The 20,416-nt window shown below is 72.2% G+C and carries 18 protein-coding genes; 5 read left to right on the top strand and 13 right to left on the bottom strand.

Annotation, left to right across the window (positions count from 1 at the left end):
* Positions 1–6: 6 nt before the first annotated feature.
* On the top strand, positions 7–690 hold the full coding sequence (locus ACGFYN_RS09875) for a DUF5995 family protein (protein ID WP_393865255.1): 684 nt from the start codon (positions 7–9) through the stop codon (positions 688–690).
* Between the two features lie 50 nt (positions 691–740).
* Positions 741–1,670, top strand: coding sequence for an LLM class F420-dependent oxidoreductase (locus ACGFYN_RS09870; protein ID WP_393865254.1), 930 nt, complete (start codon positions 741–743; stop codon positions 1,668–1,670).
* Between the two features lie 50 nt (positions 1,671–1,720).
* On the opposite strand, the gene ACGFYN_RS09865 is transcribed toward ACGFYN_RS09870, so the two are convergent.
* Together ACGFYN_RS09865 and ACGFYN_RS09860 are read right to left on the bottom strand one after the other, a co-directional pair.
* The gene (locus ACGFYN_RS09865) at positions 1,721–3,424 is read right to left on the bottom strand and encodes a flavin monoamine oxidase family protein (protein WP_393865253.1); all 1,704 of its coding nucleotides are present in this window, start codon (positions 3,422–3,424) and stop codon (positions 1,721–1,723) included.
* Between the two features lie 50 nt (positions 3,425–3,474).
* Positions 3,475–4,263: a carbon-nitrogen hydrolase family protein gene (locus tag ACGFYN_RS09860; RefSeq protein ID WP_393865252.1), complete on the bottom strand. Its 789-nt coding sequence runs from the start codon at positions 4,261–4,263 to the stop codon at positions 3,475–3,477.
* Positions 4,264–4,559: 296 nt separating this feature from the next.
* Here ACGFYN_RS09860 and ACGFYN_RS09855 point away from each other — a divergent pair, with 296 nt between their 5' ends.
* Positions 4,560–5,099, top strand: coding sequence for a hypothetical protein (locus ACGFYN_RS09855; RefSeq protein ID WP_393865251.1), 540 nt, complete (start codon positions 4,560–4,562; stop codon positions 5,097–5,099).
* Positions 5,100–5,110: 11 nt separating this feature from the next.
* Here the strand turns inward: ACGFYN_RS09855 and ACGFYN_RS09850 are convergent, their stop codons facing one another.
* From ACGFYN_RS09850 to rpe, 9 genes are all read right to left on the bottom strand, one after another.
* Positions 5,111–5,488, bottom strand: a complete 378-nt coding sequence (locus ACGFYN_RS09850) for a DUF742 domain-containing protein (RefSeq protein WP_393865250.1) — start codon at positions 5,486–5,488, stop codon at positions 5,111–5,113.
* Complete coding sequence (locus ACGFYN_RS09845) at positions 5,485–7,446, bottom strand: nitrate- and nitrite sensing domain-containing protein (RefSeq protein WP_393865249.1); 1,962 nt, start codon at positions 7,444–7,446, stop codon at positions 5,485–5,487. Before ACGFYN_RS09845 ends, ACGFYN_RS09850 begins: the two co-directional genes overlap by 4 nt.
* A gap of 58 nt (positions 7,447–7,504) precedes the next feature.
* Positions 7,505–8,713: an MFS transporter gene (locus ACGFYN_RS09840; RefSeq protein ID WP_393865248.1), complete on the bottom strand. Its 1,209-nt coding sequence runs from the start codon at positions 8,711–8,713 to the stop codon at positions 7,505–7,507.
* Between the two features lie 136 nt (positions 8,714–8,849).
* A complete protein-coding gene (locus ACGFYN_RS09835) occupies positions 8,850–9,302 on the bottom strand; it encodes an Lrp/AsnC family transcriptional regulator (protein WP_393865247.1) in 453 nt (150 codons plus the stop codon).
* Positions 9,303–9,312: 10 nt separating this feature from the next.
* Positions 9,313–10,797: an amino acid permease gene (locus ACGFYN_RS09830; protein WP_393865246.1), complete on the bottom strand. Its 1,485-nt coding sequence runs from the start codon at positions 10,795–10,797 to the stop codon at positions 9,313–9,315.
* Between the two features lie 222 nt (positions 10,798–11,019).
* Complete coding sequence (locus tag ACGFYN_RS09825; RefSeq protein WP_393865333.1) at positions 11,020–12,462, bottom strand: GuaB1 family IMP dehydrogenase-related protein; 1,443 nt, start codon at positions 12,460–12,462, stop codon at positions 11,020–11,022.
* 127 nt (positions 12,463–12,589) lie between these two features.
* Complete coding sequence (locus ACGFYN_RS09820) at positions 12,590–12,907, bottom strand: barstar family protein (RefSeq protein WP_393865245.1); 318 nt, start codon at positions 12,905–12,907, stop codon at positions 12,590–12,592.
* Between the two features lie 140 nt (positions 12,908–13,047).
* Positions 13,048–14,091 (bottom strand): sugar-binding transcriptional regulator, encoded by a 1,044-nt coding sequence (locus tag ACGFYN_RS09815; RefSeq protein WP_393865244.1) that lies wholly within the window; start codon positions 14,089–14,091, stop codon positions 13,048–13,050.
* A gap of 90 nt (positions 14,092–14,181) precedes the next feature.
* On the bottom strand, positions 14,182–14,868 hold the full coding sequence (gene rpe / locus ACGFYN_RS09810; RefSeq protein WP_393865243.1) for a ribulose-phosphate 3-epimerase: 687 nt from the start codon (positions 14,866–14,868) through the stop codon (positions 14,182–14,184).
* Between the two features lie 134 nt (positions 14,869–15,002).
* On the opposite strand from rpe, the gene ACGFYN_RS09805 reads away from it, so the two are divergent.
* A complete protein-coding gene (locus ACGFYN_RS09805) occupies positions 15,003–17,162 on the top strand; it encodes an MMPL family transporter (RefSeq protein WP_393865242.1) in 2,160 nt (719 codons plus the stop codon).
* Here the strand turns inward: ACGFYN_RS09805 and ACGFYN_RS09800 are convergent.
* Positions 17,143–18,561 carry an RsmB/NOP family class I SAM-dependent RNA methyltransferase gene (locus ACGFYN_RS09800; RefSeq protein WP_393865241.1) on the bottom strand — a complete coding sequence of 473 codons (1,419 nt, stop codon included), beginning with the start codon at positions 18,559–18,561 and terminating at the stop codon, positions 17,143–17,145. The genes ACGFYN_RS09805 and ACGFYN_RS09800 overlap by 20 nt on opposite strands.
* A gap of 86 nt (positions 18,562–18,647) precedes the next feature.
* Positions 18,648–19,580 (bottom strand): methionyl-tRNA formyltransferase, encoded by a 933-nt coding sequence (gene fmt / locus ACGFYN_RS09795; protein ID WP_393865240.1) that lies wholly within the window; start codon positions 19,578–19,580, stop codon positions 18,648–18,650.
* Positions 19,581–19,850: 270 nt separating this feature from the next.
* On the opposite strand from fmt, the gene ACGFYN_RS09790 reads away from it, so the two are divergent.
* A complete protein-coding gene (locus tag ACGFYN_RS09790) occupies positions 19,851–20,393 on the top strand; it encodes a hypothetical protein (RefSeq protein ID WP_393865239.1) in 543 nt (180 codons plus the stop codon).
* The last annotated feature ends 23 nt before the right edge of the window (positions 20,394–20,416 follow it).

Here is a 20,416-nt window from a genome sequence, read left to right as displayed (position 1 = left end):
TCCCCCATGGCGCAATTGGAACAGGTCACCACATCCGTAGACACGGTCGTCTCGCGTCTGCGCGCCCTCGACGCGAGCCTGCCCGGCGGGGACGGTGTCGCGGTCTTCAACCGCGTCTACCTCGCCGTCACCGAGGCCGTCGACCGGCGCATCGACACCGGCCGGTTCGCCGACGCGCATGCCGCGATCACGCTGGACGTGCGGTTCGCGGAGCGCTATCTCGCCGCCGTCGACGCGGTGGACGACGGACGGCGGGCACCGGCGTGCTGGCGGCCCCTGTTCCAGTTCCGCCGCCATCCCGGCGTACGTCCGCTGCAGTTCGCGCTCGCGGGCATCAACGCGCACATCGGCCACGACCTGGCGCTCGCCGTGGTGGACGGCTGTCGTACGCTGCGCTGCGAACCGGCCGACCTGGAGGACGAGTTCGACCGAGTGGGCGACCTCCTCGTCTCGCTGGAGGAGCGCGTCCGCGAGGATCTGATGCCGGGGCCCGACCTCCTCCAGGTCGCCGATCCGCTCACGCATCTGCTGGGCGCCTGGAGCCTGGAGCGTGCCCGGGACGCCACCTGGTCGGCGGCGCGTGCCCTGTGGGCGCTGCGCGAACTGCCCGACGTGGCCGAGGAGTTCACCGAGCGCCTGGACGCGGCCGTGGGATTCGCGTCACGCATGCTGCTCACGCCGCTGCCCTGACGAACGCTGTACGTTCGACACGGGTGGACCTTCTGCAAAGGAGCACAGGCATGGCGGTGCGGCTCGGACTCGGGCTTCCTCAGACCCGGCAGTACCACCTCGGCCGGGACGTCCCCGACGTGGCGCGGGCGGCCGAGGCGACGGGTTACGACAGCCTGTGGGTGTACGAGCGGATCCTGGTTCCCGAACCGGCCCGCCAGGGTCTCTACGGCGTCGAGGGCCGCCCCTGGCCGGACCACTACCGCGGGGTCGCCGACCCCCTGGTCACGCTGACGCTGGCGGCCGCGGTCACCGAGCGGGCACGGCTCGGCACCAGCGTGCTGGTGGCCCCGCTGCATCTGCCGTTCCAGCTCGCCAGGACGCTCGCCACCCTGGACGCGGCGAGCGATGGCCGGGTCGTCGCGGGTTTCGGCACCGGATGGTCGCACGACGAGTACGCGGCGGCCTCGGTGCGCCCCTTCGCGCAGCGCGGTCAGGTCCTCGACGAGGTGATCGGGGTGTGCCGGGCGGTGTGGGGTCCGGACCCGGTGTCGTACGACGGCCGGTTCACGAGGATCGCTCCCGCCGTGGTCGGCCCCAAGCCAGCCCGGCCGATACCGGTCCTGCTGGCCGCCGGCAGCAGGAAAGCGATGACGCGACTCGTCGACCACGCCGACGGCTGGCTGCCCGTCGCCTCGGGCGTCGAGCAACTACTGACCCAGCGACGGCAGTTGGAGGACCTGGCCGCCGAGCGCGGGCGCACGCGGCCGATCCTGACGGTGCTGCGCGCCAACGCGCGCCACTCCGCGCGGGCCCACGAGGGCACCGGCCGCCGGCCCCTGCACGGCAGCGTGGACCAGATCGTCGAGGACCTGGCCGCCTACGCCGCGACCGGTCCGGACGAGATCATCGTCGACCTCCAGAGCACCCTGCGCGACGCCCGGGAACTCAAGGACGTCGCGGCAGAGGTGTACGAGAAGGCACGCGCCGCCGGGATCTAGCCTCGGGGGGGCCCGGCGGACGGCATCCCGCGGCACGTCCGGCGGAGCGCTCAGTCCTCCGGCAGTTCGACCGGGGCGATCTCGTCGTACAGGTCGCCGGGGCCCGGGTTGGTCGCGTCGGTACCGCCGCCGAGGTGGTGCATGACGCCCCAGACCGCGTTCAGCGCGGTCTGGATCGCACCCTCGGCCCAGCCGGCCGTCCAGGAGATGTCGTCGCCCGCGAGGAAGATGCCCCGCTTGTCCTCGGGCAGCCGGTCCTGCATGAAGTGGGTGAACAGGCGCCTCTGGTAGCGGTAGTGGCCGGGCAGGTTGGCCTTGAACGCGCCCATGAAGTACGGCTCGTTCTCCCACGACACGGTGATCGGGCTGCCGATGATGTGCTTCCTGATGTCGACCTTCGGATAGATCTCGCCGAGCGACTTCAGCATGACCTCCATCCGCTCGTTCGCGGACAGCGGCAGCCACTTCAGGCTGTCGTCGCACCAGGTGTAGGAGAGGCAGATGACGGCGGGCTTGTCCGGTCCGTCGTCCAGGAGGTAGGTCCCGCGCGTCATACGGTCGGTGAGGGTCATCGACATGACGTCCCGGCCGGTGGCCTCGTCCTTGTCGAGCCAGAACGGCCGGTCGACCGGCACGAACAGCTTCGAGGACTCCATGTAGTGGGTGCGCTCGATCGCGGTCCAGTGGTCGATCGGGAAGAGCGAGTCGTCGCAGGCGATCTTCGACAGCAGCATCCAGGACTGGGCGGTGAAGACCGCCGCCTGGTAGGTGCGGATGTCACCGCCCGCGTCGGTCACGGTGATCCGGTTGCCGGCGGTGCGGTTGAGGCGGGTGACGGCCGGGCGCGGCGCGCCGCCGTCGTGCAGCGACGCCAGCGAGGTGCCGTACGCCCAGTGCACGATCTTCTCCGGCTCGCGCTCCCAGAGCCGGAGCGGCAGCTGCTGCGAGCCGCCGACGATACCGCGGTGGTGGTCGTCGGCCTCGGTGTAGACGACCCGCAGGATCTCCAGGATGGAGTTGGGGAAGTCGGTGTCCCAGCCGCCGGTGCCGAAGCCGACCTGGCCGAAGATCTCCCGGTGGCGGAAGGACTTGAAGGCCTCGGAGTCGCAGAGGAAGCCGTAGAAGGTCTGGTTGTCGAGCTTCTCGACGAGCTTCGCCCAGATCTCGCGGATGCGCGGCACGTCCCGCTCGCGCAGCGCGCGGTTCATGTCGGAGAAGTCGGCGCCCCCTTCGAGGCACTTGTTCCAGGCGTCGGCGACGTCGCGGTAGACCTGCGGCAGGTCGTCGACCGTCTCGGCGTAGTGCGACTCGCCCTTGAGGTCGACGACCGTCGAAGGGGTCGCCTCCGCCAGGGGGTTGGGGAACGGGCGGGTCTCAAGTCCCACCAGGTCGATGTAGTGCTGGAGGGCGGTGGAGGAGGGCGGGAAGCGCATGGCGCCCATCTCCGCGCTCAGCCCCTCGGTGCCGGCCCCCTCGAAGCCCACCGTCCGCAGCCGTCCACCGATCCGGTCGGCCTCGTACACGACGGGCCGCAGGCCCATCTTCATCAGCTCGTACGCGGCGACGATGCCGGAGAGGCCGCCGCCGATGACCGCGACCTCGGTGCCGTGCTCGGTCGCCGGAATCTGGCCGAGGCCCGCCGGATGGGCGAGGAAGTCGTCGTACGCGTACGGGAAGTCCGGGCCGAACATGGTGATCGGCGGCAGCTGCTGCTCGTCTGCGTGCTCGACGGCGTTGGGCACGGTGGACGTCATGGGGTACGGACTCCTTGCGGGGAATGAACTCGGGGGAAGCTCAGGGGGTTTCAGACGAGGGACCCGTACTGGCCGGGGCGGCGGTCCTTCAGATACGGGTTCGCCTCGCGGGAGGCGGCGAGGAAAACGGGGTCGGCGTCGGCCAGGACGAGGTCCTCACCGCGTCCGGCGCGGGTGCGCGCGATCCCGTCGGGACCGGCCAGCGCGGAGAGGCCGACGAAGTCGAACTCCCCTTCCTGGCCGACCCGGTTGACGTAGGCGACGTACATCTGGTTCTCGAAGGCGCGCACCGGGATCATCGACTCGGCGACGAACTGGAAGGGGTGCATCTGGGCCGTCGGCACGACGAGGAGGTCGGTGCCGGCCAGGGCGTGGGCGCGGACGTTCTCCGGGAACTCCACGTCGTAGCAGATCATGAGGCCGACGGTCAGGCCGCCCAGCTCGGCCTGGACGACCGGCTGCTCGCCCGGCGTGAAGTGCTCGCGCTCGAAGCAGCCGAAGAGGTGGGTCTTGCGGTAGTTGGCGAGGCGGTCGCCGGCGGCGGAGATCAGCTGGGCGGAGTTGAAGACCGTCCCGCCGTCGCGCTCCGGGTAGCCGTAGGCGATCGCGAGACCGTGCCGGGCCGCGATCTCGGCGATCGCCTCCGCGGAGTCGCCGTCGGCCGGCTCGGCGAGGCGGGCGATGCCGTCGCCGATCGCGTACCCGGTCAGGAACATCTCCGGCGCGGCCAGCAGCGCGGCACCCCCGGCGGCGGCACGGCCCGCGGCGGCGTCGAGGACCTTGAGGTTCTCGGCGACGGAGCCGGGGCGGCCGGAGCTCTGGAGCAGGGCGGTACGCATGCGTGTTCCTCACCGGTACGGGTGCGTGTGGGGGGCAACTAGACGGTACGGTCGCCCGCCCCGCAGCGGCAAGAAGGAGCCGTTGCGCGCCGGTGAGCGGTTCGTTGCGTACGACGGAGGTCCGGCGGCGATTCGTTGCGCGCCCCGGGGCGGAGATCCGGTCCTCCTGGGGGCGCAGCCCGCGGGCGGGCCCCCGGCCGGACGGCGGAGACGCGGTGCCGACCCGGGCGCGATGTGCGGGTGGCGCGGCGCCGGAACAGTGGTGACCGTCCGCTTCACCTGCAGAAAGGACCGTCATGCAGCGTCGTACGAAGATCGCCGTGCTCGGGGCCGTGCTCCTGCTCAGCACCGGGGCGACCGGTTCCGCCATGGCGTACGGAACCGAGGGCCATCCGCGGCACGAGGCCGCCGCGCTCACCGGCACCGCGAAGCTGTACCGGGTCGCCGGCGACGACATCACGTTCACCTTCGACGCGCACCTGGCGGCGAAGGACCACGCCGACCCGCTCAAGGCCACCGGCACCTTCCGGTGGAGTCACTACGCGAACGGCGAGGGCGGCTGGGCGAAGGCCAGGGTCGACTGCCTGGTCACCGGCGGCAAGGTGGCCGTCGTCTCCGGCGTCATTACGGACACGGACCTGGACGGGGTGAAGGGGCACCGGGTGGGCATCAGCGTCCATGACACCGGCGGCGTCGACCGGCTCGGCTACAGCTGGGCGGCGAGCGGGGACATGGGGCCGAAGGACCTGCCCAAGTGCGTCAGCTCGGCGCCGTTCGAGAAGGTCAAGAAAGGCACGGGCGACTTCAAGGTCGTGCCCTGGCACCCGGACTTCTAGCCCGGCCCGGGTCAGAGCGCCCGCAGTCGTTCGACGATCTCCTTCAGCAGGGCGGGGTCGGACGCCGGGCCGACCGGCGCCGGCCGTGGTGCGTCGATGCGTACGAGGCCGGTGTCGGCCAGGTCGCCGAGCAGGACGCGGACGACGGTCAGGGGCAGGTCGGCGTCCGCGGCGAGCTCGACGACCGGCCGGGGACCGTGGCGCAGCAGCGCGAGCAGCCGGGCGCCCGCGTGATCGGTGACGGCCGGTGCGTCACCGGTGGGCAGGGCTGTGACCTGCGACATCAGATCGATGCGATGGCTGTCGGAGGGGCGGGTGCGGCCCCGTGTGACGGTGTAGGGCCGCACCATCGCGCCGGTCTCGTCCTCGTACCAGTGCTCGTCGCTCACGGCAGGGTCGCCCGTGCCGAGACGCCCTCCGTCCCCTCGGTGCCCTGACCCTCCTCGGCCAGCACCGTCTCCGGCAGCGAGACCACCGCCGTCGTCCCGCCGTACGGTGACGGGCCCAGCGTGACCTCGATGCCGTGCCGTGCGGCGAGCCGGCCGACGACGTACAGGCCGAGCCGTTCGTGCCGGGTCGGGTCGAAGTCGTCGGGGGCGCTGATCGTCCGCTGCGCCTCCGCGAGATGCCCGGCGTCGAGGCCGAGCCCCCTGTCGTCGATCCGCAGCACGAAGGCGCCGCCCGTCCGGCCGGTGCGCATCGTCACGCGGGTGTCCGGCGGCGAGAACACCGTTGCGTTCTCGACGAGTTCGGCGATCAGGTGGACGACGTCGGCGACGGCGTCCGCCGCCACGCCCACCCGCGCCATCGGCGGCACCTCCACGCGGGCGTAGGCCTCGATCTCGCCGACCGCGGAGGCGACGACGTCGGCGACGGGCACCGGGCGCCGCCACCTGCGGCCGGGTGCCGCGCCGGAGAGGACGATCAGGTTCTCGGCGTGCCGCCGCATCCGCGTGGTGAGGTGGTCGATGCGGAAGAGCTGCTCGAGGACGTCCGGGTCGCCGGTGCGCCGCTCCAGGGTGTCGACGAGCTTCAGCTGCCGGTGCACCAGCGACTGGTTGCGGCGGGCGATGTTGAGCAGCACCGCGGACAGGCCTCGGCGCAGGGCCGCCTGCCGCACCGCCGCCTCGACGGCCGCGAGCCGGGCGGTGTTGAAGGACCGCCCCACGTCGCCGATCTCGTCGATGCCCGCCTCCCCGTCCGCGAGCGGCGGCGCCTCGGCGACCGCGTCCACGTCCTCGCCCGCGCTCAACCGGGCCATGACGTCGGGGAGTTGGCGGGTGGCGAGGAGGTCGGCGGCGTCGCGCAGCTGCTCCAGCCGGCGCGAGATCCGGCGCGCTCCGCGCACCGCCAGCCACCACGACAGGCCCACGGCCGCGAGTCCGAACACGCCGACGACGACGGCCTTGGTCAGCTCCCGGTAGGCGAACTGCCTTCCGCGTCCCGCGGAGTTCTCGGCGGACCGCGTGCACAGCTGCATGTACCGCTTGACCGCCCGGTCGGTGGTGGAGCGCCAGAAGTCGGCGGCCACGGCGTCGCCCGCCCCCGCCGCTCCCGCCCTGAGCAGCGCGTCCTCGCTGCTCACCAGGCCGCGGTACAGCTCCCCGCGCTGGAAGTCCTCGAACAGCGCCCGTGAGTCGCCCGGCAGGTCGGGCACATAGGTCCGCTCGAAGACCCGCCGGTCCTCGACGGTCGCCGTGAGGGTGTCGTACTGCCGGTCGGTCAGCGTCCCGGCGGCCCGCGCCCCGGCGACCAGCGCGTCCTCCCGGGAGACGAACTCCCGTACCCGGACCAGCTCGACGACGACCTGCGCCTCCCGCGCCAGCTGTCCGGCCTGCAGCGCGGTGAGCGTCGACTGCACGTCGAAGCCGGGCGCCACAAGAGCGCTGTACTCGCTCACCGCCCGGTCCCAGGAGATGTCCCGGGACAGCACCCGCTCCCGCAGGCCCTCCAGCCTTCCGGCGGCCGCGACCATGGCGTCCAGCGCCTGCCGCTGCCGCGCGGTGAGCAGGTCCCGGTCGCCGTTCCTGACCGCGTCGCGCATGGCGTTCACGGCCCGGTCCGTGCGGCGCTGCTGCTCCATCAGGCCCACGATGGGGGGCGAACGCCGGTCGGTGCCCAAGTAGGCGGCCGAGAGCCGCCGTTCGATCTGGATCTGCCCGACTGCCGTGTCGACGGGGGTGCCGAACTCCTCGTAGACCCCCTGCACCCGGACGAGCGCGCGCAGTTCGCCGGTGACCGACACCATGGCGAAGCCCCACAGCACCAGCAGGGCGAGCACCGGGGCGAGCGCCAGTGCCACGATCCGGGAGCGAACCGTCCTCGGACGGCCGATGAGCCGGCGCATGCTCTCCCCCTGGAGTGTTACCCGCCAGTGTTACCCGTCGGTAGAGACGCCGGACAACCTACGGGATGCCGCGCCCGGACCGCAATGGCCTCCGGAGCATCAGCAGCACCGCCGTCACGAGATACGGCACCGCGAACACCGCGAAGGCCGTGCCGTGCGCGGACCTCGACGCGACGGCCGCGTACAGGCCGTAGACCAGGACCGTGGCGAGGTCGCTGCCCAGGCCCGCGACCGAGGTCAGCGTGGCCCGGGCCGTGTCGTCCAGACGCCGCTGGAGGCGGACGTCGGCCAGCACGGTCGCCAGCTGGAAGCCGCCGAAGGCGAGGGCCACGAGGCCGAGGGCGAGGGGCGTCCGCGCGGCGGCGCCCACGGCGAGGGCCAGCGCGGCACCGGTGAGCACCGCCGCGAGACCCCCCGTGCCCAGGCGTCCGCAGGGTCCGGCGAGAAGGCTTCCGGCGGTCGCTCCCGCCCAGATCAGCAGGAGCAGATACGGCACCGTCGCCTCGGCCACGCCGGCGTCCCGCACCAGCAGCGGGGTGTACTCGTCGAGCGCCTCCCACACGGCGCCGACCGCGGGCACCAGCAGCAGCGCACCGCGCAGCGACCGGTCGCGGCGTACCTCGGCCAGTCCGTCCCGCAGCGTCGTTGCCCAGCCGTCATCCCCGCTCCGCGCCGCCTTCCGGTCCTCGGGGAACCGGGTCGCGGTCAGGGCGCTCGCCAGACAGGCCAGGACGCTCGCCGCACCCACGGCCGGGTAGCCGCCCCAGGCGAACACGGGACCGGCGAGCCCCATCGCGGCCATGACCGCGACCAGACCCGCGGCCCGGGCCCGGCCCATGACGCGGGCGTACCCCTCGGCCACGCCGAGCCGCGCCAACTCCTCGTAGACCAGGGCCTCCAGGGCGCCGGAGCCGAGGGCTCCGCGCGCGCCCCACAGGAAGAAGCCGAGGGCGAAGGCCCAGTACGAAGGGGTGAGCACCCACAGGGCGAAGCCGACGGCGGTCAGCAGCGGGCCCAGCCACAGCAGCAGACGCCGGGAGACGGCGTCGGCCCAGGCGCCGGAGGGCACTTCGAGCAGCACGCCGGTGAGCGACCAGACGGCGAAGAGGGAGGAGATCTGCCACAGGGACAGGCCGGTGTCGCTGAAGAGGAGCGCGTACACCGGGTAGAGCAGGACGAAGTCGTCGAGGAACGCGTAGCCGTACAGCGTGGCCGTGAGCCGGCGGACGCCGGCGGTGGCGGGCACACGCGCAGGTGAGAGTGTCATGAGGCCTTCCCGAAAGGACGGATCGAACGCCGGAGGTACGGCGTCCGAGGCGGTCCTCGGGAGGCACGGCTGGTGGATCAATGTCGCCAGGTCATGACACCGATGGTAGGCGGACCGGGCGCGGTGGGCCGGGGAATTACGTCGGCGAACCCGACGAGAAGCGGCGCAGCAGCGGCGACAGCACCAGCACGGACTTGGTCCGCTCGACGAACGGCTCCCCCGCGATGCGCTCCAGGACCCGCTCGAAGTGCCGCATGTCGGAGGCGAAGACCTGGACGACGGCGTCCGCGTCGCCGGTGACCGTGGAGGCGGCCACGACCTCCTGGTAGCGCTCCAGACCCCGCCGGATGGTGTCCGGCGAGGTGTTGTGGCGGCAGTAGATCTCGACGAACCCCTCGGTCTCCCAGCCGAGGGCCCCCGGGTCCACCCGTACGGTGAAGCCGGTGATGGCCCCGGTCGCGCGCAGCCGGTCCACGCGCCGCTTCACGGCGGGGGCGGACAGGCCCACGAGCTGCCCGATGTCCGCGTAGGAGCGGCGGGCGTCCTCGGCGAGGGCGTGCACGATGCGTTCGTCGAGATCGTTCAGCACTGCTGGTGGTTCACTTCTCTTCAGGCGCGAGGGCTTCTCGCGTGGCGAGACGGGAGCGGCGGTGGCCGTATCCGAAGTAGACCACGAGCCCGACCGCCATCCAGATTCCGAAGACCACCCAGGTGACGGCGGACAGGCTGCCCATCATCCAGACGCAGAAGGCGAATCCCAGGGCCGGCAGGATCGGCGACAGCGGGACGCGGAAGGTGCGGTTCATGTCGGGGCGGGTGCGGCGCAGCACCACCACGGCGACGTTGACCAGCGCGAAGGCGAAAAGCGTGCCGATGCTGGTGGCGTCGGCGAGCTGGCCGAGCGGGATCGCGGCGGCGAGGACACCGCAGAACAGCGAGACGATGACGGTGTTGGCCCGCGGCGCTCCCGTCTTCGGGTGGACCTTCGCGAACACCTTGGGCACGAGCCCGTCCCGGGACATCGCGAACAGGATGCGGGTCTGGCCGTAGAGCACGGTCAGCACGACGCTCGCGATGGCGATGACCGCGCAGGCGGCGAGCAGCGTGCCCCAGAAGCTCTGGCCGGTGACCTCGCGCATGATCTGGGCGAGCGCTGCCTCGGAGTCGGTGAACTGCCGCCAGGGCTTGGCGCCGACGGCGACCGCGGCGACGAGGACGTACAGCGCCGTCACGATGACCAGCGACAGCATGATCGCGCGGGGCAGGTCGCGCTGCGCGTTCTTCGCCTCCTCACCGGCGGTGGAGGCGGCGTCGAAGCCGATGTAGGAGAAGAAGAGCGTGGCGCCTGCCGCGCTGACCCCCGCCATGCCGAGCGGCATGAAGTGGGCGTAGTTGCCGGAGCGGAAGCCCTGGATGCCGATGGCGCAGAACAGCACCAGCGCGGCGATCTTCACACAGACCATGACCGTGTTGGCGCGGGCGGACTCCCGGGCGCCGCCCAGCAGGAACGCCATGGCCAGCAGGACCACGATCAGCGCGGGCAGGTTGAAGATGCCGCCGTCGCCGGGCGGGGCGGACAGGGCGTCCGGGATGGTGACGCCGATGGTGCCGTCGAGCAGCTCGTTGAGGTACTCGCCCCAGCCGACGGCCACGGCGGCGACCGAGACGCCGTACTCCAGGATCAGGCACCAGCCGCAGATCCAGGCGATCAGCTCGCCCAGCGTTGCGTATGCATACGAGTACGAGGATCCGGCGACCGGGATCGTGCCCGCCAGCTCGGCGTACGACAGCGCGGAGAAGAGCGCCGTCAGGCCGGCTATCACGAAGGAGAGGGTCACGGCCGGGCCGGCCTTGGGGACGGCCTCGCCGAGCACCACGAAGATGCCGGTGCCCAGGGTGGCACCGATGCTGATCATGGTGAGCTGCCACAGCCCGAGGGAGCGACGCAGGGTCCCTCCCTCGCCCTGCCCGCCCTCCGCGACCAGGCGCTCCACCGGCTTGCGACGCATGAGGCGGGCGGCGATCCCCGGGGACGGTGGGGCGTTGGTGGTGCGGTCGTGCGGGGGTGCGCCTTGGTCGAGCACGCGCTGACTCCTTCGTCACTGCGGTCAGGGCTGCGGGGACCGGAGGCATCCCTGCGTGAGCAGGGACCCACCGAGCGGGGTCCCCGCCACGCCACGTACAGCGCATGACCCTACGGGGCCGCCCTTCACGGGCGTAATGCAGCAACCTTGCACGTGCGCGCAAGATCGTTGCGTTCCTCGCGGAAGGCCCGCCCATTCGTTGTGCAGGGGCGGGCGGTCGCCTCACATCCAGCTGGCGTGCAGCGGCTTGCCCTCCGCGTAGCCCGCGGCGCTCTGGATTCCGACCACGGCCCGCTGGGCGAACTCCGCAAGGGAGTTGGCCCCGGCGTAGGTGCAGGAGGAGCGGACGCCGGCGATGATCGAGTCGATCAGGTCCTCGACGCCGGGGCGGGCCGGGTCGAGGAACATGCGGGAGGTGGAGATGCCCTCCTCGAACAGCGCCTTGCGGGCGCGGTCGTAGGACGACTCCTCGGACGTGCGGTTGCGCACCGCGCGCGCCGAGGCCATGCCGAACGACTCCTTGTAGAGGCGGCCGTCGGCGTCCTGCTGCAGGTCGCCCGGGGACTCGTAGGTGCCCGCGAACCAGGAGCCGATCATCACGTTGGACGCGCCGGCCGCCAGTGCCATGGCGACGTCGCGCGGGTGGCGCACTCCGCCGTCGGCCCACACGTGCTTGCCGTACTTCTTCGCCTCGGCGGCGCACTCCAGGACGGCGGAGAACTGGGGCCGGCCGACGCCGGTCATCATGCGGGTCGTGCACATCGCGCCGGGTCCGACACCGACCTTGATGATGTCCGCGCCCGCCTCGATCAGGTCCCGCACGCCCTCCGCGGCGACGATGTTGCCGGCCACGATCGGGATCTGCGGGTCGAGCGCCCGCACCACCTTGATGGCGCTGATCATCGACTCCTGATGGCCGTGCGCCGTGTCGATGACGAGCGTGTCCACACCCGCGTCGAGCAGCTGCTTGGCCTTGCCCGCGACGTCGCCGTTGATGCCCACGGCGGCGGCGATGCGCAGCTTGCCCTGTGCGTCGACGGCCGGGGTGTAGAGCGTGGCGCGCAGGGCGCCCCTGCGGGTGAGGATGCCGGCGAGGCGGCCGTCCTTGTCGACGGCGGGCGCGTAACGCCGGTTGGCCGTGTCGAGGCGGATGAAGGCCTCGCGCGGGTCGATGTCGGCGTCCAGGAGCACGAGGTCCTTGGACATGACGACCTCGAGCTGCGTGAAGCGGTCCACGCCGGTCAGGTCCTGGTCGGTGACGACACCGACGGGCCGGCCCTCCTCGTCGACGACCACACCGGCGTTGTGCGCGCGCTTGGGCAGCAGGGCCAGCGCGTCGGCGACCGTCTGGTGCGGGGTGAGGACGATCGGGGTGTCCAGCACGTGGTGGCGGCTCTTCACCCAGGAGACGACCTCGGTGACGACCTCGATCGGGATGTCCTGCGGGATGACCACGAGGCCGCCACGGCGGGCCATCGTCTCCGCCATGCGGCGGCCGGCGATGGCGGTCATGTTGGCGACGACCAGCGGGATCGTGGTGCCCGTGCCGTCCGGGGAGCTGAGGTCCACACCCTGACGCGAGCCGACCGCGCTGCGGCTCGGGACCATGAAGACGTCGTCGTACGTCAGGTCGTACGCGGGCTGGATGTCGTTGAGGAAACGCACGTGCTGCACATCCCAGTCGATCAGCGGTGGCCCCCGGACAGGTCAGCCAGGGGGAGAGCACGTACTTCATTGTCCCATGTCGGCTGGAATGCGATGTCCGGTCAGATCGTCCAGGCAGGTCAGGGGGCTACTCGGAGGATCCTCCAAGCGCGAGTGCGACAGAGAGCGCGGGCGTCCGGTCGGCCGCCTCGGCGAAGACCTCCTGGGCGGTCTCCCACTCGTCGGGCCGCGCCTTCGCGAACGGGCGCCAGCCCCTTACGACGAGCAGCAGCCCCCGCTCGGCCGCGCCCTCGGGCCAGACCGTGTGGTCGCCGAGGCTGTCGGCGAGGGCGTCCCAGTTGCGGCCGAACCAGTCGGGCAGCCGCAGGGCACGCGCGCAGCGGTCCATCAGGCCCGCCTTGTCCGTGACCCCGTCGAGGTCGAGCGTGACGACGAGCTCCGTCATTGCGGTACCGCCTGAACGAGTCGTGGTGGTCATCGGCGTCGGGATCCGTGCGTGGGGCGCCGCCCCACCGGGACGCGGGGGACGAGCCGCGGCACCAGGTCGGCGATGCCACCGCGGCCGTCCCCCGGCCTGACGCTCCGTCAGGGACCGTCTGGGTCGGCCCGGTTGAGTGCCGGCCTGGGTGTCGTGCCCGCCGTCATCAGGGCGTCCGCGGCCGAGGTGTCCGTCACCAGGCTGGTGACGAGACCGGACCGCAGCACCGCGTCGATCGCGGCCGCCTTGCGCGCACCGCCCGCCATCGCGACGACCTCGGGGACCCGGCGCAGCTGGTCGGCCTTGACCGTGATGCAGCGCTCCCCCAGGTCCCGTCCGACCCGGCGGCCCTCGGCGTTGAACAGGTGCGCCGACATCTCGGCGGCGACACCGAGGGAGGCGTAGTGCGCGCGCTCCTCGTCGCTGAGCATGTCGTGCACGGTCGAGATGCCCGGCTCCCAGGAGCCGATGGAGACGCAGGCGACCGTGACCTTGTCGAAGTACTCGAAGGCCCGGGCGATCCCGGTCTGGTTGCGCAGCGCGGCCGCGGTGGCCGCGTCCGGCAGCAGCATCGGCGCGTAGATGGGGTGGGCGTCGCCGCCGGACACCTGGGCGGCGCGGCGCACGGCCTCGACCGAGCCGCGCTCGGCGGTCCCGGCGTCGTAGACACCCGTCAGCTGCACCACCGTGCACGGAGGCAGCCGGTCGAGGGCCGCGGCCATGTGGATGGTGGAGCGGCCCCAGGCGAGACCGAGCACGTCGCCCTCGTCGACCAGCTCGCCGAGCAGGTCGGCGGCCACCTCGCCGAGGTTCTCGGGGTCGGGCGTCTCCTCCGCCTCGGCCGGGGACTCGACCACGACCGCGTGCCTGAGGCCGTAGCGGGCGCGCAGCGCGTCGGAGCGCTCGGCGTCCAGCTCCGCGGGGACGCGGATCTCGATACGTACGAGATCCCGTTCGAGAGCGGTCTCCAGGACCCGGGCCACCTTGAAGCGGCTGACGCCGAACTCCTCCGCGATCTGGATCTTGGATTTGCCCTCGAGGTAGAAGCGGCGGGCCATGGCCGCCGCCTGCACCAGCTCAGCGGGTCCCATCCGCACTGCTGACCGGCCCGCCGTCATACCCGACACGGCGATCTCCTCACTGCTGTTCACGCACTGGATTCGCCGTTCATCCTTGCAGATTCGGCGTACTTGATCCGCCCTGATGGGCGCCGTTCATGTAGCTGTTCACGTTCCTGTCGGTCAGTGGTCGCATGCCCAGGACGCCTTCGAGATCACGTTCTCCGCCTGGTTGCGCAGTGCACGGACCGCCTCGGTCGCGTCGTCGGCTCCGTAGACCGCCGATCCCGCGACGAAGACGTCCGCGCCGGCCTCGGCGCAGCGCTCGATGGTGGAGGCCGAGACACCTCCGTCGACCTGGAGCCACAGCTCCAGGCCGTGCTTGCTGATCAACTCGCGGGTGCGGCGGATCTTCGGGAGCATGATGTCGAGGAACGCCTGCCCGCCGAAGCCCGGCTCCACCGTCATGATCAGCAGCATGTCCAGCTCGGGGAGCAGATCCTCGTACGGCTCGATGGGCGTCGCGGGCCGGAGCCCCATGGACGCACGGGCGCCCTTGGCCCGGATCTCCCGGGCGAGCCGCACCGGAGCGGTGGCCGCCTCGACATGGAAGGTGACGGAGGAGGCCCCCGCTTCGACGTACTGGGGCGCCCACCGGTCGGGGGCCTCGATCATCAGATGGCAGTCCAGCGGGGTGTCCGTCGCACGGGCCAGGGACTCTACGACCGGCACACCGAGCGTGAGGTTCGGGACGAAATGGTTGTCCATGACGTCGACGTGGAGCCAGTCGGCTCCCTCCACCGCCTTCGCCTCGTCCGCGAGGCGGGCGAAGTCGGCGGACAGGATGCTGGGGTTGATCTGCGCGGCCATGACCCAAGCCTGCCATGTCCGGGCACGTTTGTTCGCGCCGGTCCAGACCTAAGCCGTTCATCGGATGTTGCCCGCGGGCGGTGCGTGCCATGCTGGGCCGCCGAGCGGCGCCGGATATGTCTACGGGGGTAGCCATGAGGCAGCTCTACACCTGGAAGCGGAACGTCATCCGGTTCGTGTGCGGACGGCGCTCGAAGTGGCTGATCGTGGTCCTGTGGCTGGTGGTCCTGGTGATCGCCGCACCGTTCGGGGCGAAACTCAGCGACGCCCAGGACAACGACGCCCAGTCGTGGCTGCCCGGTTCCGCCGAGTCCACGCAGGTGCTGAGCACTTCCGAGCATTTCAGGCCGGAGCAGATCCCCGCGGTCGTCGTCTACGCACGCCCCGGCGGGCTCACCGTCCGGGACCGCGTGCAGATCGCCGAGGACGCCCGGCAGATCAGGGCCCTGAGCGAGCACGGCATCCGCGGCGCGGAGACCCGCGGGCCCGTCCACGACCGCAGGCTCGCCCCCCGCGCCGCCCAGATCTACGTCCCGATCACCATGGACGCCCAGGGATGGCAGCGCATCGCGCCCGCGGTGGACTCCATCCGCGACCAGGTGGGCAAGGGTGGCGGCGGACTCGCCGTGCACGTCACCGGGCCCGGCGGCACGTCCGCGGACTTCTCCAAGGCCTTCGAGGGCATCGACTCGACGCTGCTGTTCTCCGCGATGGCCGTCGTCGTCGTGATGCTGCTGCTGACGTTCCGCAGTCCCACGCTGCTGTTCGCGCCGCTCCTCGGGGTGGTGGTGGCCCTGTTCACGGCGCAGGCACTGATCTACCTGCTCGCCAAGCACGGCGGTCTGACGGTCAACGGGCAGAGCGCCGGCATCCTCACGGTGCTCGTGTTCGGCGCGGGCACGGACTACGCGCTGCTGCTCGTCGCCCGCTACCGGGAGGAGCTGCGCCGCCACGAGGACCGCCACGAGGCGATGGAGCTCGCCATGAACCGTGCGGGCCCGGCGGTGCTGGCCTCCGGCCTGACGGTCGTGCTGAGCATGCTGGTGCTGCTGGTCGCCGAGATGAACTCCACGCGCGGCCTCGGCCCGGTGGCGGCCATCGGCGTGGCGGTCGCCCTGCTGGCCATGCTCACCCTCTTCCCGGCCCTGCTGCTGATCGTCGGTCGCTGGATCTTCTGGCCGGCCGTCCCCCACCTCGGGTCCGCCGATCCGACCGAGCGGGGCGTCTGGGCCCGGATGGGCCGCAACTTCGCCCGCCGGCCGCGCATGGTCTGGAGCATCACGGCCGGTGTGCTGATCGTCCTGTCCCTGGGGCTGTTCCAGCTGCGCGCGGCGGGGATCGCCAACGCGGACGCCTTCACCAACACACCGGACTCGATCACCGGCCAGAAGGTGTCCGCGCGGTACTTCCCCGGGGGCACCGGCGATCCGCTCGTGATCATCTCGAACAAGGCGCAGGCCGCACAGGTGGGCCGGGCCGTCGCCGCGGACCGCGGGGTCGTGCCGCAGAGCATCGGCGTCCCGCCCGGCACGGCGCCCGAGCACGCCGGCCAGGTGCTGTTCGAGGCGACCATGCGCGCCCCGTCCGACAGCGACGCGGCGAAGGCGACCGTGGACCGGGTGCGCGACGCGGTGCACGCGGTGCCCGGCGCCGACGCGCAGGTCGGCGGCGGCACGGCCGCCCTGATCGACATGGAGAACGCCCAGACCCACGACAACTACCTGGTCATCCCGCTCGTCCTGGCCGTCGTCCTGCTGGTGCTCTGCGTCCTGCTGCGCGCGCTCGTGGCACCCCTGCTGCTCATCGGCACCGTGATGCTGTCCCTGGCCACGGCGCTGGGTCTGAGCGCACTGGCCTTCCGCCATGTCTTCGACTACGCGGGCGAGGACGTGGCGTTCCCGCTGTTCGTCTTCGTCTTCCTGGTGGCCCTGGGCATCGACTACAACATCTTCCTGACCACCCGCATCCGCGAGGAGGCCGTCCGCCAGGGCACCCGCCCCGGCGTGGTCACGGGCCTCGCCGCGACCGGCGCGGTGATCACCTCGGCCGGACTGGTCCTCGCCGGCACGTTCGCCGCCCTCGGCACCCTGCCGATGGTGGGCTTCGCGGAGATCGGCTTCGCGGTGGCCCTCGGCGTCCTGCTGGACACCTTCATCGTCCGCTCCGTGCTGGTCACGTCCCTCTTCCTCGACGTGGGCAGGAAAGTGTGGTGGCCGCACCAGCTGTCCCGGCGGGACGGCTCGGCCACCGCGGTGCCACCGGCTCAGGACCGGGTCAGCCAGTCCTCCGAATGAGCGCCAGGTACATGGCGTCGGTCCCGTGCAGATGCGGCCACAGCTGCACGTCGGGGCCCTCGCCGAGGTCCGGTACGCCCGGCAACAGGGGCCGCGCGTCGACGAGTTCGGCGTCGGGGTGCTGCTTGAGCAGGTCCTCGACGACGGCCCTGGTCTCGGCGAGGTGCGGCGAGCAGGTGGCGTAGCCGACGACACCGCCGACCCGTACGGCGTCCAGGGCGCTGCGCAGCAGGGAGCGCTGGAGCGGCGCGAAACTCTCCAGGTCCTCGGGACGGCGCCGCCAGCGGGCCTCGGGCCGCCTGCGCAGGGCGCCGAGCCCGGTGCAGGGCACGTCCATCAGCACCCGGTCGAAGGAGCCGGGCTGCCACGGCGGCTGGGTCCCGTCGGCGGCGACGACCTGGTAGGGACCCGGGTTGCCGTGCAGCGCCTTGGCGACCAGGCCCGCCCGGTGCGGCTGCTTCTCGGCGGCGAGCAGGACGGCACCGCGCTCGGCGGCGACCGCCGCGAGCAGCGCCGCCTTGCCGCCGGGCCCGGCGCACCCGTCGAGCCACCTTTCGTCGCGGCCCTCCACGGGCACGTCGGCGAGCGCCAGGGCCACCAGCTGGCTGCCCTCGTCCTGCACGCCGGCCCGGCCGTCCCGTACGGCCTCGATGGCGCCGGGCTCGCCGCCCTCGGTCAGCCGCACCGCGTACGGCGACCAGCGGCCCGGCACGGCGGCCTCCTCGCCGAGCAGCTCCTCGGTCGTGCCCCGCCCGGGCCGCGCGACGAGGGTGACCTCGGGCCGCTCGTTGTCCGCCGCCAGCAGCTCCTCGATGCCGGCCCGGCCGCCGCCGAGGGAGTCCCACAGCGCGGAGACGACCCAGCGCGGGTGTGAGTGGACGACGGCGAGATGGTCCTCGGGGTCGTCGTCGTAGGGCGGTGCGACGCGCTCGATCCAGGTGTCGAGGTCGGCCTGCGCGACCTTGCGCAGCACGGCGTTGACGAACTTGGCCCGCCCGTCGCCGAGCACGACCCGGGCGAGCTCCACGGTCGCGGACACCGCCGCATGGGTCGGGATGCGCGTCCCGAGCAGCTGATGGACCCCGAGGCTCAGCACGTCCAGTACCGGCGGGTCGACCTCGCGCAGCGGCCGGTCCACACAGGCGGCGATGACCGCGTCGTACGTCCCCTGCCGCCGCAGCGTCCCGTACACCAGCTCGGTCGCGAGCGCCGCGTCCCGAGCGTCGAAGTCGCCCTTCTCCCGGGCCTTGCGCAGCAGCGGCGGCAGCACGAGGTTGGCGTAGGCGTCCCGCTCGTCCACGGCCCTCAGCGCGTCGAAGGCGAGGATGCGGACGGGGTCTTTCTTCGGCCGCCGGTAGGGCTTGCCGGGCTTGCGGGGCCCAGTGGAGGTGTCGCTCACGAAAAAGGTGCTCCGGATGTCTGGGAGAGATACGCACCAAGCCTACGTCGCGCCTTTACGGCCGCTGCCGGGAGCGTCGCTGCGCGCTAGTCGCCGAGCGTCTCCCCGTCCGCGATGCGCACGCCGCGCGCCCAGTCCGCCGCCCGCATCGGCTTCTTCCCCTGGGCCTGCACCCACAGCAGCTCGACGGCGTACGAACCGGTGCCGGCGTGCACGCTGTTCTTGCCGACCGACAGCTGCGCCGGTGCGAGGTCGGTGCGGTCCGGCACGGGCGTGACCTGGATGAGCTTCAGACGCTCGCCGCGGAAGGTGGTCCAGGCACCGGGCGCCGGCGTGCAGCCGCGCACCACCCGGTCGACCCTGAGCGCCGGGGTGGACCAGTCGACCCCGGCGTCCTCGACGCTGATCTTCGGCGCCAGGCTGATGCCCTCGGAGGGCTGCGGCACCGCCTTCAGCGTGCCGTCCTCGATGCCGTCCATGGTGGCGGCGAGCAGCCCCGCGCCGGCGAAGGCGAGACGGGTGAGCAGGTCGCCGCTGGTGTCGGTGGGCCGGATCGTCTCGGTGACGGTGCCGTAGACGGGACCGGAGTCGAGCCCCTCCTCGATGAGGAAGGTGGAGGCGCCCGTCATCTCGTCACCGGCCATGATCGCGGCCTGCACGGGCGCGGCGCCGCGCCAGGCGGGCAGCAGCGAGAAGTGCAGGTTGACCCAGCCGTGGGCGGGGATGTCGAGGGCGACGCGGGGCAGCAGGGCGCCGTAGGCGACGACAGGGCAGCAGTCTGGGGCGATCTCCCGCAGCCGCTCGAGGAATGCGGGGTCCCGCGGCTTGAGGGGCTTGAGCACCTCGATGCCGGCCTCCTGGGCCCGCTGCGCCACGGGCGACGCGATCAGCCTGCGGCCCCGGCCGGCCGGCGCGTCGGGGCGCGTGACGACGGCGGCCACCTCGTGCCGCTCGGAGGCGATGAGAGCGTCCAGGGCGGGAACGGCGACCTCGGGGGTACCGGCGAAGACGAGCTTCATGGGTGGGCGGGGCCTCTCGGGCGGGGGCTGTTGCGGCGACGTACAAGTCTATGACCCCGGGCTCGGAGCGCCGCGTCCACGTGCGCGGACGGGACGGGGCCGGCGAGGTCCGCGGCGCGTGACCACCCTTGGGGGCGTATGCATATGCCCCTACGCCCCCTGAGCGTGACCCTCGGAGCAAAAACACGTTGGTCAAGTGAGAGTTGACCACAACGGGCCGCGAGCGCGCGGCCCGGATCCGTTTTCAACGCCGGTTCGAGAGGCTTGTTCATGGCCGACCACGCAACCCACGACGCCCAGGCTCGGGCCAGCCTGCACTTGCTGGTGCGGGACATCGAGCGGGTCCGCCGGCAGGTGGACGCACTGCGCACCCTCACCGCCCAGTTGGGCAACGTCTACCGCCCGCGCCGCTCCGGTCCCTCCACGGGCTTCGTCGTCTACGGACGCGCTCCCGCCCCGACGGTGCGTCTTGCCCAGGAGTTGCGGGACAGTGTCGAGACCCTGGTCACGGCCGCGGTCGACTTCGACCGCTCACTCGGCTTCTCGTGGGACGCGGTGGGTTCCGCCCTCGGGGTCACCAAGCAGGCGGTGCACCGCCGTTACGGCGCCCGTCGGGCCGCGACCCAGGCGGCCGCCGAGACCGAGCTGACGGCCGAGCCGACGGCACCCCGCCCGGTCGGCGTCAGCACCGGCATGCAGGCGGTGCCCACGGTCCCCGCCGCCCGCTCCATGCCGACCCAGCCGACGGCCGGCAGCCCGTCCCTGCGCGACGAGGTCATGCCGACGGCTTTCCCGGGCCCACGCAACGGCTGATCCGCCCTTCCGCTTCCCTCCTG

Source organism: Streptomyces sp. NPDC048419, from assembly GCF_043200415.1.
In the GTDB taxonomy this organism is placed as follows: Bacteria; Actinomycetota; Actinomycetes; order Streptomycetales; family Streptomycetaceae; genus Streptomyces.
Note: the sequence above shows the minus strand (reverse complement) of the source record. Positions and strands in the feature narration are given on the sequence as shown.

What these genes read in the sequence shown, in the direction of transcription:
- ACGFYN_RS09875 (WP_393865255.1), top strand. Translation starts at nt 7, where the DNA reads ATGGCGCAATTGGAACAGGTCACCACATCCGTAGACACGGTCGTCTCG.
- ACGFYN_RS09855 (WP_393865251.1), top strand. Translation starts at nt 4,560, where the DNA reads ATGCAGCGTCGTACGAAGATCGCCGTGCTCGGGGCCGTGCTCCTGCTC.
- ACGFYN_RS09805 (WP_393865242.1), top strand. Translation starts at nt 15,003, where the DNA reads ATGAGGCAGCTCTACACCTGGAAGCGGAACGTCATCCGGTTCGTGTGC.
- ACGFYN_RS09840 (WP_393865248.1), bottom strand. Translation starts at nt 8,713, where the DNA reads ATGACACTCTCACCTGCGCGTGTGCCCGCCACCGCCGGCGTCCGCCGG.
- ACGFYN_RS09790 (WP_393865239.1), top strand. Translation starts at nt 19,851, where the DNA reads ATGGCCGACCACGCAACCCACGACGCCCAGGCTCGGGCCAGCCTGCAC.
- ACGFYN_RS09845 (WP_393865249.1), bottom strand. Translation starts at nt 7,446, where the DNA reads ATGCGCCGGCTCATCGGCCGTCCGAGGACGGTTCGCTCCCGGATCGTG.
- rpe (WP_393865243.1), bottom strand. Translation starts at nt 14,868, where the DNA reads ATGGCCGCGCAGATCAACCCCAGCATCCTGTCCGCCGACTTCGCCCGC.
- ACGFYN_RS09870 (WP_393865254.1), top strand. Translation starts at nt 741, where the DNA reads ATGGCGGTGCGGCTCGGACTCGGGCTTCCTCAGACCCGGCAGTACCAC.
- ACGFYN_RS09820 (WP_393865245.1), bottom strand. Translation starts at nt 12,907, where the DNA reads ATGACGGAGCTCGTCGTCACGCTCGACCTCGACGGGGTCACGGACAAG.
- ACGFYN_RS09860 (WP_393865252.1), bottom strand. Translation starts at nt 4,263, where the DNA reads ATGCGTACCGCCCTGCTCCAGAGCTCCGGCCGCCCCGGCTCCGTCGCC.
- fmt (WP_393865240.1), bottom strand. Translation starts at nt 19,580, where the DNA reads ATGAAGCTCGTCTTCGCCGGTACCCCCGAGGTCGCCGTTCCCGCCCTG.
- ACGFYN_RS09865 (WP_393865253.1), bottom strand. Translation starts at nt 3,424, where the DNA reads ATGACGTCCACCGTGCCCAACGCCGTCGAGCACGCAGACGAGCAGCAG.